This window comes from Mesorhizobium sp. 128a (genome assembly GCF_053848025.1).
This window is the reverse complement of sequence record NZ_JBSPKY010000002.1, coordinates 86,920-101,995: the sequence shown is the minus strand read 5'-3', so window position 1 is coordinate 101,995 and position 15,076 is coordinate 86,920. Positions and strand designations below refer to the sequence as shown.

The 15,076-nt window shown below is 63.5% G+C and carries 12 protein-coding genes and 1 pseudogene; 6 read left to right on the top strand and 7 right to left on the bottom strand.

Annotation, left to right across the window (positions count from 1 at the left end):
• Positions 1-62 precede the first annotated feature (62 nt).
• Positions 63-1,463 (bottom strand): argininosuccinate lyase, encoded by a 1,401-nt coding sequence (gene argH / locus ACWTU9_RS04105; RefSeq protein ID WP_455857207.1) that lies wholly within the window; start codon positions 1,461-1,463, stop codon positions 63-65.
• Positions 1,464-1,498: 35 nt separating this feature from the next.
• Between argH and tlpA the strand changes: the two genes are divergently transcribed.
• Positions 1,499-2,200, top strand: coding sequence for a thiol:disulfide interchange protein TlpA (gene tlpA / locus ACWTU9_RS04100; protein ID WP_455857206.1), 702 nt, complete (start codon positions 1,499-1,501; stop codon positions 2,198-2,200).
• Here the strand turns inward: tlpA and ACWTU9_RS04095 are convergent.
• Positions 2,192-4,642 (bottom strand): bifunctional diguanylate cyclase/phosphodiesterase, encoded by a 2,451-nt coding sequence (locus tag ACWTU9_RS04095; protein ID WP_455857205.1) that lies wholly within the window; start codon positions 4,640-4,642, stop codon positions 2,192-2,194. The genes tlpA and ACWTU9_RS04095 overlap by 9 nt on opposite strands.
• Positions 4,643-4,769: 127 nt before the next feature.
• Positions 4,770-5,042 carry a hypothetical protein gene (locus ACWTU9_RS04090; RefSeq protein WP_455857204.1) on the bottom strand — a complete coding sequence of 91 codons (273 nt, stop codon included), beginning with the start codon at positions 5,040-5,042 and terminating at the stop codon, positions 4,770-4,772.
• Positions 5,043-5,318: 276 nt separating this feature from the next.
• Between ACWTU9_RS04090 and ACWTU9_RS04085 the strand changes: the two are divergent.
• The 5 genes and pseudogenes from ACWTU9_RS04085 to ACWTU9_RS04065 all read left to right on the top strand — a co-directional run bounded on the left by ACWTU9_RS04085 (position 5,319) and on the right by ACWTU9_RS04065 (position 10,542).
• A pseudogene (locus tag ACWTU9_RS04085) lies at positions 5,319-6,673 on the top strand (extracellular solute-binding protein).
• A 123-nt stretch (positions 6,674-6,796) separates the two neighbouring features.
• Entirely contained in the window at positions 6,797-7,681 is an 885-nt protein-coding gene (locus ACWTU9_RS04080) for a carbohydrate ABC transporter permease (RefSeq protein ID WP_454573241.1), read from the top strand.
• Between the two features lie 7 nt (positions 7,682-7,688).
• Complete coding sequence (locus tag ACWTU9_RS04075) at positions 7,689-8,603, top strand: ABC transporter permease subunit (protein WP_455857203.1); 915 nt, start codon at positions 7,689-7,691, stop codon at positions 8,601-8,603.
• A gap of 10 nt (positions 8,604-8,613) precedes the next feature.
• Complete coding sequence (ugpC, locus tag ACWTU9_RS04070; protein WP_455857202.1) at positions 8,614-9,714, top strand: sn-glycerol-3-phosphate ABC transporter ATP-binding protein UgpC; 1,101 nt, start codon at positions 8,614-8,616, stop codon at positions 9,712-9,714.
• A 24-nt stretch (positions 9,715-9,738) separates the two neighbouring features.
• On the top strand, positions 9,739-10,542 hold the full coding sequence (locus tag ACWTU9_RS04065; protein WP_455857201.1) for a phosphodiesterase: 804 nt from the start codon (positions 9,739-9,741) through the stop codon (positions 10,540-10,542).
• 31 nt (positions 10,543-10,573) lie between these two features.
• Here ACWTU9_RS04065 and ACWTU9_RS04060 read toward each other — a convergent pair whose 3' ends face one another.
• From ACWTU9_RS04060 to ACWTU9_RS04045, 4 genes are all read right to left on the bottom strand, one after another.
• Positions 10,574-11,071 (bottom strand): cytochrome b, encoded by a 498-nt coding sequence (locus tag ACWTU9_RS04060; protein ID WP_455857200.1) that lies wholly within the window; start codon positions 11,069-11,071, stop codon positions 10,574-10,576.
• A gap of 154 nt (positions 11,072-11,225) precedes the next feature.
• Positions 11,226-12,308 (bottom strand): ABC transporter ATP-binding protein, encoded by a 1,083-nt coding sequence (locus ACWTU9_RS04055; protein WP_455857199.1) that lies wholly within the window; start codon positions 12,306-12,308, stop codon positions 11,226-11,228.
• Positions 12,305-13,876: an ABC transporter permease gene (locus tag ACWTU9_RS04050; RefSeq protein ID WP_455857198.1), complete on the bottom strand. Its 1,572-nt coding sequence runs from the start codon at positions 13,874-13,876 to the stop codon at positions 12,305-12,307. The genes ACWTU9_RS04055 and ACWTU9_RS04050 overlap by 4 nt, the downstream gene beginning before the upstream one ends.
• Before the next feature lie 163 nt (positions 13,877-14,039).
• On the bottom strand, positions 14,040-15,047 hold the full coding sequence (locus ACWTU9_RS04045; protein WP_455857197.1) for an iron ABC transporter substrate-binding protein: 1,008 nt from the start codon (positions 15,045-15,047) through the stop codon (positions 14,040-14,042).
• Between the last annotated feature and the right edge of the window lie 29 nt (positions 15,048-15,076).

Below are 15,076 nucleotides of genomic sequence, written 5' to 3'. Positions count from 1 at the left end.
CCGTCCGAAACTTTTATGTGCTGCCGCTTTTAGCCGAGTTTTCGGCGCATTGCACCCCGGCATCATGCCTTGGCGATGCGCTTTTTCCAGGCGCGGATCTGCTTACGCACTTCCGAGGGTGCGGTTCCGCCGAAGCTGGTGCGGCTCTTCACCGAGTTCTGCACGGCAAGCACCGAGAAGATGTCCTCGGTGATGCCCGGGTTGATCGACTGCAGATCCTCCAGCGACAGCTTCTCAAGGCTCACCTTCTTCTCTTCGGCCAATGCCACCGCGCGGCCGGTGACATGGTGCGCCTCGCGGAAGGGCAGGCCCAGCGTGCGCACCAGCCAGTCGGCGAGGTCGGTCGCGGTCGCATGGCCGGAGCCGGCGGCCTTTTTCATGGCGGCGGCGTTCACCGTCATGTCGCGCACCATGCCGGTGATCGCCGCCAGCATCAGGTCGAGCGTTTCGGCGGCGTCGAAGACCGATTCCTTGTCCTCCTGCATGTCCTTGCCATAGGTCAGTGGCATGCCCTTCATCACCGTCAGCAGGCCGACCAGATGGCCGGTGACGCGGCCGGTCTTGCCGCGTACCAGTTCGGCGGCGTCCGGGTTCTTCTTCTGCGGCATGATCGAGGACCCGGTGGAGAAGGAATCCGACAGTCTGACGAAGCCGAATTGCGGCGTCGACCAGATGATGATCTCTTCGGCGAGCCTAGACAGATGCGTGGCGCAGATCGCTGCCAGGCTCAAAAACTCAAGCGCAAAATCGCGGTCGGAAACGCTGTCCAGCGAGTTGCGCATCGGTTCGCGGAAGCCGAGCGCGTTTGCGGTCTGGTGCCGGTCGATCGGGAAGCTGGTGCCGGCAAGGGCAGCCGCGCCCAACGGGCTTTCATCCATTCGCTCGATGGCGTCGCGGACGCGCGACAGGTCGCGCGAGAACATCTCGACATAGGCCATGCAGTGGTGGCCGAAGGTCACCGGCTGCGCTGCCTGCATATGGGTGAAGCCCGGCATGACGGTTGCCGCGTGCTCCTCGGCCCGCTCGAGGAAGGCCGATATCAGACCCTTCAGCGCCTCGGCGACGCGGAAGCACTCGTCCTTGACCCAGAGCCTGAGGTCGACTGCAACCTGGTCGTTGCGTGAGCGGGCGGTGTGCAGGCGGCCGGCTGCCGAGCCGATCAGATCGGCGAGCCTGGCCTCGACATTCATGTGGATGTCTTCCAGCCGGGTCGAGAATTCGAACGTGCCGGTCTCGATCTCTTTCAGGATCGTGTTCAGGCCGTGAGCGATTTTTTCTTGATCGGCTGCCGAAATAATGCCCGTTTCAGCCAACATCTCGCTATGGGCGATCGAACCTCTTATGTCCTGCGCATAAAGTTTGCGGTCGAACGAGATCGACGCGTTGATCGCTTCCATGATCGCGGCCGGACCCGAGGCAAAACGTCCGCCCCACATCTGGTTGCTGGCCTTCTTGTCGCTCATCGCTATAACCCGTGCTCCGGAGCAGTTTTAAAAAAATGGCAGACGGCAATAGATACTTCCCGGCCCCGCGCCTGATCCTTGCCGCATTGGTGGCAGGCGTGCTGGCGGGCGCGGTCGCGGTATATGTCAGCGAGAGCCGTTCTGGCAACAACGCAGCCTCCGGCAGCGCGCCAGCGCAAGCTGCCGCCGGCGGCAGCAAGGACGACGTCGCCTGCGCCGCCAAGAGCGACCGTGCCAAGAAGGTCGCCGCCGCGGCCACGGGCCAGGTTGCCGCATTGTTGCCTGCCGATCCGCCGCAATCGCTGAAAGCCCTTGCCTTCAACGGCCCCGACGGCAAGCCGATGACGATCGCCGACCACGCCGGCAAAACGGTGCTGCTCAATCTGTGGGCGACATGGTGCGCGCCTTGCCGCGCTGAAATGCCGGCGCTCGACGCGCTGCAGAAGGAGAAGGGCAGCGACGCCTTCGAGGTGATCGCGGTCAATGTCGATGCCGGCGACGATGTGAAGCCGAAGAAGTTCCTTGGCGACATCGGTATCGAGAAGCTCGGTTACTACCGCGATCCAACGCTGGCGCTGTTCAACGACGTCAAGACTCGCGGCCTGGCGCTCGGCCTTCCCGTCACCATGCTGATCGACGGCGAAGGCTGCCTGGTCGCGCATATGAACGGGCCGGCCGAATGGTCGGGGCCGGATGCCAAGCGGCTGGTCGAGGCCGCGCTCGAACCTTCAAGTTGAGCGAAGAGCCGCCGCGGGTTCGAGCATCAGGATGCTGCCGCCGCTGCGCGGTTTGATCGTGGCTTCTTCCGGCACTGCCGTCGCGGTGACGCCGGTCAGTTCGCTGAAGTGCTCGATCGCGCTCGGTCGGCCGAGATAATAGCCCTGGCCGATCTCGCAGGCCTCGGCGTCGAGGAATTTCAGTTCGCCCAGCGTCTCGACGCCCTCGGCCAGAACCGGCAGGCCAAGACCGCGACCGAGCCCCAGCACGGCGCGCACGATGGCCGCCACCTGGCCGTTGCTGTCGACCGATTTGATGAACGAGCCGTCGATCTTGATCTTGTCGAAAGGGAAGGCGCGAAGGTTGGACAGCGAGGAGTAGCCGGTGCCGAAATCGTCCATCGCCACACGCACGCCCAGCGCCTTGACCTGCCGCAAGGTGGCGAGCGCGCGCGGCATGTCCTTGACCAGTGCCGTTTCGGTGATCTCGAGTTCGAGCCTGCCGGGCGCCAGGCCGGAGCCGAGCAGGACTTCGTGCACCTTGCGGCTGAAATTCGGGTTGTGGAGTTGCACAGCCGAGACATTGACCGCGACGGTGAGAGGGTTCTTCCAGCGCGCTGCATCGGCGCAAGCCGTCGCCAGCACCCATTCGCCGATCTGGATGATGACGCCGCTGTCTTCGGCCACCGGAATGAAGGTTGCCGGCGACACGTCGCCGCGCTGCGGATGACGCCAGCGGATCAGCGCTTCGAACCCGACCATCCGCCCGCTGCTGATCTCCTTCTGCGGCTGGTAGACGAGGCGAAACTCATTGCGCGCTATGGCCTGGCGCAGTTCGTGCTCCATCACGCGCCTGTCGCGCGCCTCGGCGCCCATCGAGGCCTCGAAGTAACGGTAGGTGTCCTTGCCTTCGGCCTTGGCGCGATAAAGCGCGGTGTCGGCGTGGCTGACCAGGGCTGTCGGCTCGTCGGCGTCGAGCGGATAAAGTGCAATGCCGATGCTGGCCGACACCAGGCCGCCACCGACCGACAGCCGGTTTTCCTCGCGCATGGCCGCCAGCACCGCCTCGGCGATGCGGCCGGCTGCCTGCGGATCAGAAAGGTTCGGGGCGATGATGGCGAACTCGTCGCCGCCGAGACGCGCCAGCATCTGTCCGTGGCGGAGCACGGCGGAGGCGCATAGCGCCACCTTCTGCAGCATGGCGTCGCCGGCGCCGTGCCCGAAAAGGTCGTTCACTTCCTTGAAGCGGTCGAGGTCGAGCAGCAGCAGCGCAAGATACCCGCCCTTGCCGCCGTGGCCCATTGCGGCAATTTCGGCCTCGAGCCGGCCCGAGAAACTGCGGCGGTTGGGGAGCCCCGTCAGCGGGTCGAAGTGGGCGAGGCGCACGATCTCCTGCTCGGCCTTCTTGCGTTCGCGGATGTCGCGCACGGCGATGACGTTGTGCGGCTTGCCGCAATAGTCGATGCTTCTGGCAATCAGTTCGACGGGGATGGCGGTGCCGTCATGGCCTCTGAGTTCCGCCTCCTGTGCCTGTCCGCTGCTGTCGGACATGCTGGCCGCGGTGCGTTCGCCGAAGAGGTCGCCGAGCAGCATCGCGTTCAGCGCTTCCGGCGCCATGCCAGTGAGGGCAGCGATGCTGTCATTGGCGCTGACGATGCGGGCGCCGTCGCAGACGATCAGGCCCTCGACGGCGGCGTTGGCGAGGCCGTGCATGCGCTCGGCCTCGAGCTTGTGACGACGGAAGCGCAGGTCGATCCACAATGCTGCGGCTGAAAGCACCAGGATAGCCAGGCTGACTGCAGCGGCGGCGAAGGCCTGCGACACCGGTTCGACCGTGAACCGTGATATTTCGATTGAGGAGTCCGGGAAGATCGACACTGCGGCCATAGCGATGAAGTGCAGTGTGCAGATCGCCAGCGTCAACAGGACGGCGGCGGCGATGGTCGCCTGCATGGACGGGCGCCGCAGCACGACCAGCAGCGCCATCGCGGCGAGGGTGATGCCTGCCAGCAGGGAGACGGCGACCAGAAGCGTGTTCCAGACGATGCGTCCCTCGACCTCGAAAGCGGCCATGCCGATATAGTGCATGGCGGCGATGCCGGCACCGAGGATGGCGCCGCCGACCAAGGCGTAGTCGATGCGCCGGCGCAAGGTTGCAATCCACATGCCGGCGGCCGTCAGGGCGACGGAAGCTGCGAGCGAAAGCGCCGACAGTTCCGCATTGTACGCGTTGGGGATTCCCGGAGAAAAGGCAAGCATGGCGATGAAATGTGTCGCCCAGATACCGAAGCCGGTGGAAGTGGCTGATATCATCAGCCAGGTATAGCGGTTGCGCCGGCTTGAGCGGTCGACATGGCGAAGCAGATTGACCGCCGAGAAGGAGGAAATACCGCAAATAAGGGCTGCCAGTACGACCAGTCTCAGATCGTGCTGGTGCACGATGCAATTATAGACCGTCAGCATCTCGCGCCACCTGCCCTCCCGCAGCAATCAGCCATGGACTTTGATTAGTACGGGACGGTTGAAGAATCAATTATGCGCACCACAACTATAGCGGGTTTTCCGGGTTGTACCTCGCGGCGATCTTATCTCATACTAGGCGCACGGTCACGAGCAGCGCTTCCTGATCGGAGCTCGGGCAACCATCGGCAAGCACTGCGGGCAGGACCGTAGGGGCGCTTGCCGCAAGGCCACGGGTGAAGAACCAGTCGATGCGGCCGATCGGTGCTGGATCGCCGGCCTCGCGGCGCTGTGTCGGCAAATCGAGATTGTTGACGGCCTGCCAACCATAGCCACGCGAGCCTTCGCGCATCGCCTGGCGGTTGGCGGCGGGCGCATGCGTGATTGCGGGACCAGCATTCATCTCTCCACTCAAGCCCGTCATCTGACCCGTCATCTGGAAAGACATCTTAGCCGGATAATCATTCGTGCGGCTGGGTCTTTACGCCATTCCGAGGCGCCCTAGCTACCTAGAGCGCCGATATGACGGTTTCATGCCGGCGTGGCCGTCGAGGAGGAGAGACCGGCTGTCTACAAGCCCGAAAAGGCACAACAGAACTGTCACATACCTTCTCTATGAGAGCGGCAAGGGACTTGCGCAAAGCCTTATGTCATCAGCCACTCAAGAGGGATAAAATCCATGTCGATCTTCAAGCGGGGCCTTGCGGCCCTTGCCGCCGGGGCCTTCAGCATCGCGCTGGCGCAGCCGGCTGCCGCGGAGCCGGTCAAATTCGATTTCTGGTTCGGCCTGTCGGGCGACCTCGCCCGCGTTGTCGATACGCTGTGCAAGAACTTCAACGCATCGCAAGCCGACTATGAAGTCGTCTGTACCAGCCAGGGCAATTACGACGCCACGCTGCAGAACACCATCGCCGCCTTCCGCGCCGGCAAGCAGCCCGCCGTCGTGCAGGTCTACGACGTCGGCACCGCCACCATGATGCTGTCGGGCGCCTACAAGCCCGCCGACAAGCTGATGGAAGAAAACGGCTACAAGATCGACTACGCCGATTATTTCCCCGGCATCGCCCGCTACTACGCGACGTCGAAGGGCGAGATGCTCTCCTTCCCGTTCAATTCGTCGACGCCGTTGATGTACTGGAACACAAGGACGCCTTCGCCAAGATCGGCAAGACCGAAGCGCCCAAGACCTGGGAAGATGTCGCCACCGACCTTCAGGCCTTGAAGGACGCCGGCTATGAATGCCCGATGGCGATCAACATCTCGGCCAATGAAAGCTGGCAGCTGATGGAGCAGTTCTCGGCCATCCACAACCAGCCGATCGCCACCAAGAACAACGGCTATGACGGTCTCGACGCCCGTCTTGAAGTCAACAAGACCAAGTTCGTGCAGTACGTCACCGATCTGAAGAAGTGGTATGACGCCGGCCTGATCAAGATCAAGTCCAAGGATCTCGGCCAGGATATGGTCCAGGCCTTCGCCTCCGGCACGTGCCAGGTCATCATGACCTCGGTCGGCGACCACGGCACCGTCGGCAAGACGCAGAAGGAAGGCATGAACTGGGATGTCGCCGAGCTGCCGGTCTATGCCGGCACCGAGCGCAAGAACTCGCTCGTCGGCGGCGCCTCGCTGTGGGTGCTCTCCGGCAAGTCGGACGCCGAGTACAAGGGAGCCGCCGCTTTCCTGAACTTCATCCACGACCCCAAGACCGCTTTGTTCTGGTCGACCAACACCGGCTACATCCCGGTGACCAAGTCGGGTTTCGACTACCTGAAGTCCCAGGGTTTCTACGACAAGGCTCCCTACAAAGGTCGTGAAGTCGCGATCGCCAGCCTGACCGCGTCGGAGCCGACCGAAATCACCCGCGGCATCCGTCTGGGCAACTTCACCCAGATCCGCGCCGAGTTCGGCACCCAGATGCAGGCCATCTTCGCCAACAAGGTCAGCGTCCAGGAAGGCCTCGACACGCTGGTCAAGAACGGCGATGCCATCCTCGACCGCTTCCAGCAGACCTATCCGGGCAAGACCCTGCCCTGATCGCCCGAGAACTTGAGGGCCGCCCGTCACTTCCGAGCATCTTGCTTAGGGTCGACGGGCGGCCATTTCGTTATTAACCTCACCTTGCTCTAAGCCAGCTGTCAGGCGGGCGTCGGCGGACCGATGGAAAAACGCGTTACCTTCAGCAGGTGGACTATCGGCATCCTTTTCGCGGTGCCGCAGCTCCTGCTGATCTTCACCTTCTTCTACTGGCCGGCTGGCCAGGCCGTGTACTGGTCATTGACGCTGCAGCAGCCCTGGGGCGGCGGCAACATCTGGGTCGGGCTCGACAATTTCCGCTCGATCCTGTCCAACGCCGACTACTGGAACTCGATCACCGCCAGCCTCATCTTTGCCGGCATCAGCACCGGGCTGGCGATGTTCATCGCGCTTGTGCTTGCGGCGCTCACCGACCGCCAGCTTGCCGGCTCGCGCCTCTACCGCGTGGTGCTGATCTGGCCCTACGGCATCGCAGCCCCGGCGCTGGCGATGGCGTTCCGCTTCATCCTGGCGCCGGAAGCCGGCTTCATGGCTGTCGTCAACCAGGTCTGGCCCGGCTTCTGGGACCCCGGCCTCGACGGCGCCGACGCGATGGCGTCGATCATCGTCGCCTTTTCGTGGAAGTATGTCGGCTATAACTTCATCTTCTTCCTCGCCGCGTTCCAGGCCATCCCGCGTTCGCTGATAGAGGCGGCGGCGATGGACGGCTCAGGCGTCATCAGGCGCTTCTGGGACATCCAGTTCCCGCTGATCACGCCGACCATCTTCTTCCTTTTGGTCATCAACATCACCGAAAGCTTCCAGGATTCCTTCGGCATCGTCGACATCATGACCTCGGGCGGCCCGGCCAATGCCACCAATCTGATGGTCTACAAGATCTATTCCGACGGCTTCAAAGGGCTCGATTATTCGGGCGCCGCCGCACAGAGCATCATCCTGATGCTGCTTATCGTCGTGCTGACCATTTTCCAGTTCCGCTTCATCGAGCGGCGCGTGCACTACAGGTGAGGCGGATATGGTAGAGCGCACCCCATTCCTCAATTTCTTCACGCATGTGATCTTGTTCATCGGCTTCGTGTTTTGCATCGCGCCGTTCGTGATCGTGGTCATCGCCGCGTCGCACAACCTCAAGGACGTCAACGACGTGCCGATGTCGCTGCTGCCCGGCAGCGACTTCTGGCTCAACATCAAAGCGGCGTGGACGACAGCCGACCTCGGCCCCAAACTGTTCAACAGTTTTGTCATGGCGGCCGGCGTCGCCGCCGGCAAAGTGATCATCTCGGCGCTGACCGCCTTCTCGATCGTCTATTTCCGTTATCCCGGCCGCACCTTCATCTTCTGGCTGATCTTCGTGACGCTGATGCTGCCGCTGGAAGTACGCATCGTGCCGACCTATGCGGTCGTCGCCAACGTGCTGTCGCCCTACCAGACCATCCTCGACATTACCGGCCTGACCTGGCTGATCGAGAAGGTGTCGGGCGTCCAGGTTTCGCTCAGCCTCGGCCTGCTCAATTCCTACACCGGGCTGATCTTGCCGCTGATCGCCACCGCCACCGGCACCTTCCTCTACCGGCAGTTCTTCCTGACTGTTCCGGATGAACTGACCGAAGCCGCGCGCATGGACGGCGCCGGGCCGCTGCGTTTCTTCATCGATATCCTGTTGCCGCTGTCGCGCAACAACATGGCCGCGCTCGGCACCATCATGTTCCTGTGGGCATGGAACCAGTATCTGTGGCCGCTGCTCATCACCACCGACCAGTCTCATGCGACGGCGGTGACCGAACTCAAGCAACTCATTCCCAACGTCGGCGGCATTCCGGAATGGAATATCGCCATGGCCGGAACGCTCATCGTCATGCTGCCGCCGCTGGTCGTCGTTGTCGCCATGCAGCGCTGGTTCGTACGCGGCCTGATCGCCACCGAAAAATAAGGAGCAACCAATGGCCTCCATCACCATCCGCGACCTCACGAAGAGCTACGCCAAAATGCAGGTCGTGCATGGCGTCGATCTCGACATCGCCACGGGCGAATTCGTCGTCATCCTAGGGCCGTCGGGTTGCGGCAAGTCCACGCTGCTGCGCATGATTGCCGGGCTGGAGGACATTTCGGGTGGCACGATCGCTATTGACGGCACGGTGGTCAACAAGCTGGAGCCGCGCGAGCGCGGCTGCGCCATGGTGTTCCAGAACTATGCGCTCTATCCGCATATGAGTGTTTCGCAGAACATCGGCTATTCGCTGAAAGTATCGGGCGTTCCCGCCGCCGAGCGCACCCAGCGCATCCAGGCGGTTGCGCGCACGCTGGAGCTCGAACATCTGCTTGACCGCAAGCCGATGGCGCTGTCCGGCGGCCAACGCCAGCGCGTCGCCATGGGCCGCGCCATGATCCGCGAACCGAAGGTGTTTCTGTTCGACGAACCGCTGTCCAACCTCGACGCCAAGCTGCGCGTGCAGATGCGCTCGGAAATCCGCAAGCTGCACCGCCGGCTCGCCGCCACCTCGGTGTTCGTCACCCACGACCAGGTCGAGGCGATGACTTTGGCCGACAAGCTGGTGGTGATGAATGGCGGCCGTGTCGAGCAGGTCGGCACGCCGGCCGAAGTCTACAGCCGTCCGGCGAGCCGCTTCGTCGCCACCTTCGTCGGTGCGCCGGCAATGAACATGCTCGAAGGGACAGTCACGCTTGACGGCCTGTCGCTGCTCGGCGACAGCCGCAAGCTTAGCGTTTCGCGCACGGGCCTGCCGGTTGGTAGCAAGGTCGCGGTCGGCATCCGACCGGAGGCGGTGCGCCTGGTCGCGCCCGGCACGCCGGGCGCTCTGGCAGCGACCGTCGACCTGGTCGAGGAACTGGGCGCTGGACGCGTCGTCTATGTCGATCTCGACGGCGCGCCGTTCTCGGTGGTGACATCGGAGGTCGTCCATCCGGTTCCGGGCAGCGCCGTCGGCCTGCAGTTCTCCGAGGCCGACCTGCATTTCTTCTCTTCCGAGACCGGCAGCCGGCTCGACGTGTTCAAGGCCCGGGTGCCGGAACCGGCGCTCTGACACTTGCAGCTTACAGGTCACATCATGAAAATCATCCAGGTCACGGACGTCCATCTCTGCCGCCGCGGGGAAATCCGTTTTGGCGCGGATTTGCATGAGCGGCTCGACCGCTGCATCGAGCACATCAATGCCCGCCATGGCGATGCGGCTCTTTGTGTTTTCAGCGGTGACCTGACCGAGACGGGTGCGCCCGAAAGCTATGCCGATCTCAAATCGAGCCTGAAACGGCTTTCCCTGCCGTACCGGCTGCTGCCGGGAAATCATGACCGGCGGGCCAATCTCGTGGCGGCATTCCCCGAAAATCCGACCGACGACTACGGCTTCGTGCAGTCTGTCTTCGATACACCGCAAGCATCGCTCGTATTCCTGGACAGCCTGGTCGAAGGCCGCGTCACCGGTGAGCTCTGCGACAAGCGGTTGGCCTGGCTCGACGCCCGGCTTGGCGAGGCGGCGGAAAAGCAGGCCTACATCTTCCTGCATCATCCGCCGGTCGAGCTCGGCCTGCCGCTGCTCGATCCGCTCGGGCTGGAACAGCCGCAGCGCTTCCTCGACCTTTTGACGCGCCACGGCAATGTCGGCCATATCTTCTTCGGCCATGTCCACCGCGACATTGCCGGCACGGTCGCCGGCATCCCGTTCACCGCGCAGCGCGGCCTGCATGCCCGCTTCATGCTCGATCTGGTCGGCGATGAAGTGGTCGAGGAGGCGCCGCCGACCTACGGCATCGTTCTCATCGACGCCGCCGCCCGGCGACTGGTCGTGCACAACAACGATTTCCTTGAGACATGGCCGCTCTGGTCACCGGCAACGGGCCAGAGGGTTCGCTAGCCTTGGGAACTAACTATTCGGCAGGTCCGGCCTATCGACTGGGCGATAGCATCCGCTTCAATGTGCCATCGCGAAGCCAGAACTGATGAAACAGTGCGGCTAAGGCGTGGGTGGAAATCAGCACGACAAAAGCTGGTTTGTTCATAGAGTGAATATCGCCCCACGGATCACCGACATAGAAAGCCAGAAGGCCAAGGATAGGCGTCGCCAGCAATAGCAGATAAAAAAGCCCGTGTGAGCCGCGAGCCGCGATCTTCATCCAGCCAGGGCCGCTCTCGGCCGGTTTGGGTGCACCCGAAACCAACCGCATGACGAGCCTGAGCACAACCAGAGCGAGGATCGCTATCCCTACCCAATAATGGGCTGAGCCTAGCATTTGGTCCGTTGCTGATACTGAGGCTCCGTCCTCGGCGGCATCCACCACCGTTGTCATGTTCTCGCCAAAGAAAAGCTGGAATAACACGAGCGCAGCAATGATCCAGTGCAATGCTATTTGATAAAATAAATAACCTTGTCTAATTTCTTCCACGTCGATATCCCTTTATTACGAAGTGCCAATTCCTCGCAATATTGAATTGGTTGGGGACCGTGGCTTAATTTGGGTAGAAACCTCCCGGAAATATGGCGGAAACCTTACATTTTCGTATTGAGGTCAGCCGTCCGCAGCCAATTCCTGAATGGCTTCAGGCGAAGACATGCGCCTTGCCGGAGACGGTCAGCCGCACGATCTCGCCGACTGCCGGCGCGTCGATGCCCGGCTTGCGCAGCATCAGTGGCGTGTTGCCTATTGCCGCGGCGTCTGGCGGATCGGGGTTGTTCAACAACCGAACCGCGATGGTGCACATCGAGCCGGCGAACTCGGATTCCGTCACCTCGGCGAAGATCGTGCCCGGCGGGCCCGACATGCCTTCGCGCGCGGTGCGGCTCACCTGCACCTGCTCCGGCCGCAGCATGATGCGGGCGACATCGCGCCGCTCCTTCGAGTCGACGGCGATGCGGCCGAGCGAAGAGGTGGCGAAGCCGCCTGAAATCTTTGCCGGCAAGATGATGGCGTCGCCGAGGAACTCGGCGACCATGCGGTCCTTCGGCTGCAGGTAGAGTTCGCGCGGCGTGCCGATCTGCGAGAACTTTCCGTCACGCATCACCGCGACCTGGCTGGCGAAGGACAGCGCCTCGGCCTGGTCGTGGGTGACCAGGATGGTGGTAATGCCGGCGGCTTCGAGCAATTCGGCCACTGCCTTGCGCATCGAGGCGCGCAGACCCGTGTCGAGCGCCGAGAACGGCTCGTCGAGCAGCATCAGCCTGGGTTTCATCGCCATGGCGCGGGCCAGCGCCACGCGCTGCTGCTGGCCGCCAGAGAGCTGGTGCGGTCGGCGTTTGAGGATCGCCTTGTCTAGTCCGACCGTGTAGGCCAGTTCGGCGATGCGCTCGGCGCGCAGGTCCTCGCCGCGGGTGATGCCGAAGCCGATATTGTCGGCGATGCTGAGATGCGGGAACAGGGCGCCGTCCTGCGCCACCAGGCCGATGCCGCGGCGGTGCGCCGGCACCGCATGGCCGCCATTGGCTAGTACTTCGCCGTCGAGCACGACGCGCCCTTGGTCCGGCGCCTCGAAGCCGGCGATCAGCCGAAGCAACGTCGTCTTGCCGCAGCCGGAGGGGCCGACGATCGCGGTGCGGCTGCCGCTGGCGACGCTGAGGTCGACGCCGGCAATTGCGGAGACCGGGCCGTAATGCTTGGTGAGGCCGTTGATTTCGAGAAAGCTCATCGTCCGGCCATCCGTTTCGACTGGACATAGAGCAGCCATGTCAGCGGCAGCGACATCGCCACCATGATGAAGGCGTAAGGGGCGGCCGAGGCATAGTCGATCTCGCCGCTGTAGGACCAGAATGCCATGGCCAGCGTGCGCGTGCCATTGGGCGCCAGCATCTGGGTGGCGGTCAGCTCATTCATGATGCCGAGTGCCACCAGCGCCATGCCCGCCGCGGCGCCCGGCGCCGACAGGCGGATCGTCGTCGACCACAGCGCCTTCAGCGGCGGCCGGCCAAGGCTGGCGGCGGCACGTTCAAGCTCGATCGGCGCCTGTGCGATTGATGCCCGGAGGCTGATCAGGGCGCGCGGCAGGAACATCAGCGCATAAGCGACCAGGATGGTGAACAGCGTCTGGTAGAGCGGCATGGCGATGCGCACGGTGATGGTGACCAGCGCCAGCGCGATGACGACGCCCGGCAGCGAGCCGACAATGTAGTTGCAGCCCTCGAGCAGCCGCTGCAGCGGCCCCGGTGCGCGGATCGAGATCCATGCCATCGGCATGGCGGCGATGGTCGCAAGCAGGGCGCCGGCGAGCGCCAGGAACAGCGTCTGGCCAAGCGCCAGGCCGATCTCGTCGAAACGCCAGACATCGGCGCCGCCGGCGACCAGCCAGCGGCCGATGGTGACGAAAGGCACGCCAATCGCGAGCAGTGTGGTGATGGCAGGCAGAGCCAGGCAGGGCAGCGTGGCGCGTCCGAGCCTGCTGCGCTGCCGGTGGCGCGCGGCGCCCGAGCCGACGCGAGCGTAGCGCTCTTCGCCGCGCACCAGCACCTCCAGCGCGAGCAGCACGAAGCAGCATGTCACCAGCACGCCGGCCAGCATGTTGGCGGCAGGGCCGTTGAAGGTCGACTGGAACTGGTCGACGATCGCGGTGGTGAACGTGTCGAAGCGGATGAAGACGTAGAGGCCATATTCGGCAAGCAGATGCAGCCCGACCAGCAGCGCGCCACCACAAATGGCGAGCCTGAGTTGCGGCAGCACCACGCGTGCGAATACGCGCCACGGTCCGAGGCCGAGCGCTGCGGCTGCGTCTTCCAAAGCGGGATCGAGCCGGCGCAGCGACGCCGCGATCGGCAGATAGAGGAACGGGAAATAAGCAAGGACCGACACCAGCACGCCGGCCCACAGGCCGTGCAGTCCCGGCACCAAGGTAATCCAGGCATAGGAGTGCACGAAAGCGGGGATGGCGAGCGGCGCCACCGCAAGCCAGGCCCACAGCCGAGCGCCGGGCAGGTCGCTGCGCTCGGTCAGCCAGGCCAGCGCTATCGACAACACAAGCGCGATCGGCACGGTGAGCGCCACCAGCAGCACGGTGTTGACCAGGAGCTCGCCGACGCGGGGCCGGAAGATCAGGGCCGAGACGGTGTCCCAGCCGGTCTGCACGGCGATCCAGATGATGAAGGCAAGCGGCAGCAGCGACAACAGCGAGACAACAATGGCGGCGAGCACGATCCAGGACATGGGCTGCCGGCGGGACCGCCTGGCTGCCGTGCTCGGGTCTGCGAGATCGACCGCAGATTGCATCAGCTCGGCCGCGCCACTGCCGCCGGGGCGAGGGCGTCCGTAGCGCCGGAGGCGCGGCTAGAAATGCAATGTGTCGTCATGGACGATGCCATCTCGAAAACAGAGCGCTCCTGCGGAAAGCCCCGCAGGAGCGCAATCGTTGCCCTTTTAGGACGAACACGGACTAAAGCAAGCCGGCTGCCGTCATCAGGTCCGTCACCTTCTTGGAGTTCGGTGTCGCCGGATCGACCTTCGGCGCCTGCAGATCGGCCAGCGGCACCAGCTTCGGGCTGGACTGAGCGTCCTTGCCGACTGCGTATTCGAAGGATGTGCCGGTCTTCAGCACGTCCTGGCCGCCCTTGCCGGTCACCCATTTCAGGAACGCCTGGGCTTCCTTCGGATGCTTGCTCGAGGCCAGCACGCCGCCGCCGGAAATCGAGACGAAGGCGCCGGGATCCTGGTTCTTGAAATAGAGCAGCGCGACATTCTTGCTGTTTTCGCCGGTCTTGGCCTGATCGCCGAAATAGTAATAGTGGTAGATGACACCGCCTTCGATCTCGCCGGCATTGACCGCCTTCATCACAGTGCCATTGCCTTTGTAGGGGGTGAAATTCTCCTTCATCGCCTTCAGCCAGTCGGCGGTTGCGGCTTCGCCCTTGAGCTCAAGCAGCGCGCTGACGATGGCCTGGAAATCGGCACCCGACGGCGAGGCGGCCCAGCGGCCTTTCCAGCTCGGATCGGCGAGATCGAGCATCGATTTGGGCAGCTGGTCGGCGGTGAGCTTGGTCTTGTTGTAGGCAAAGACGGTGCTGCGCGCCGCGACACCCACCCATTTGCCGCTGCTCGGCTGGAATTCAGCCGGGACCTGGGCCAGCGTGTCGGCGTCGACCGGCGCGAAAAGGCCCGCTGCCTCGACCAGGGTCATGGCCGGGGAGTTCTCGGTCAGGAACACGTCGGCCGGCGAAGAAGCGCCCTCGGCGACGATCTGGTTGGAGAAATCGCTGTCGCCGCCATTGCGCAGCGTGACCTTGATGCCGGTTTCCTTGGTGAAACCTTCGACCCACTCCTTGGCGAGGCTCTCATGCTGGGCATTGTAGACGATGATGCCGGCGTCCGCGGCCATTGCCGGGCCGCAAATCAAGCTCACGGCCAGCGCGGCAGCGCCGGTCAAAGTGGAGAGGGCATATCTCATGGGCGTCGTCCTCGATCTGTCTGGTCTGG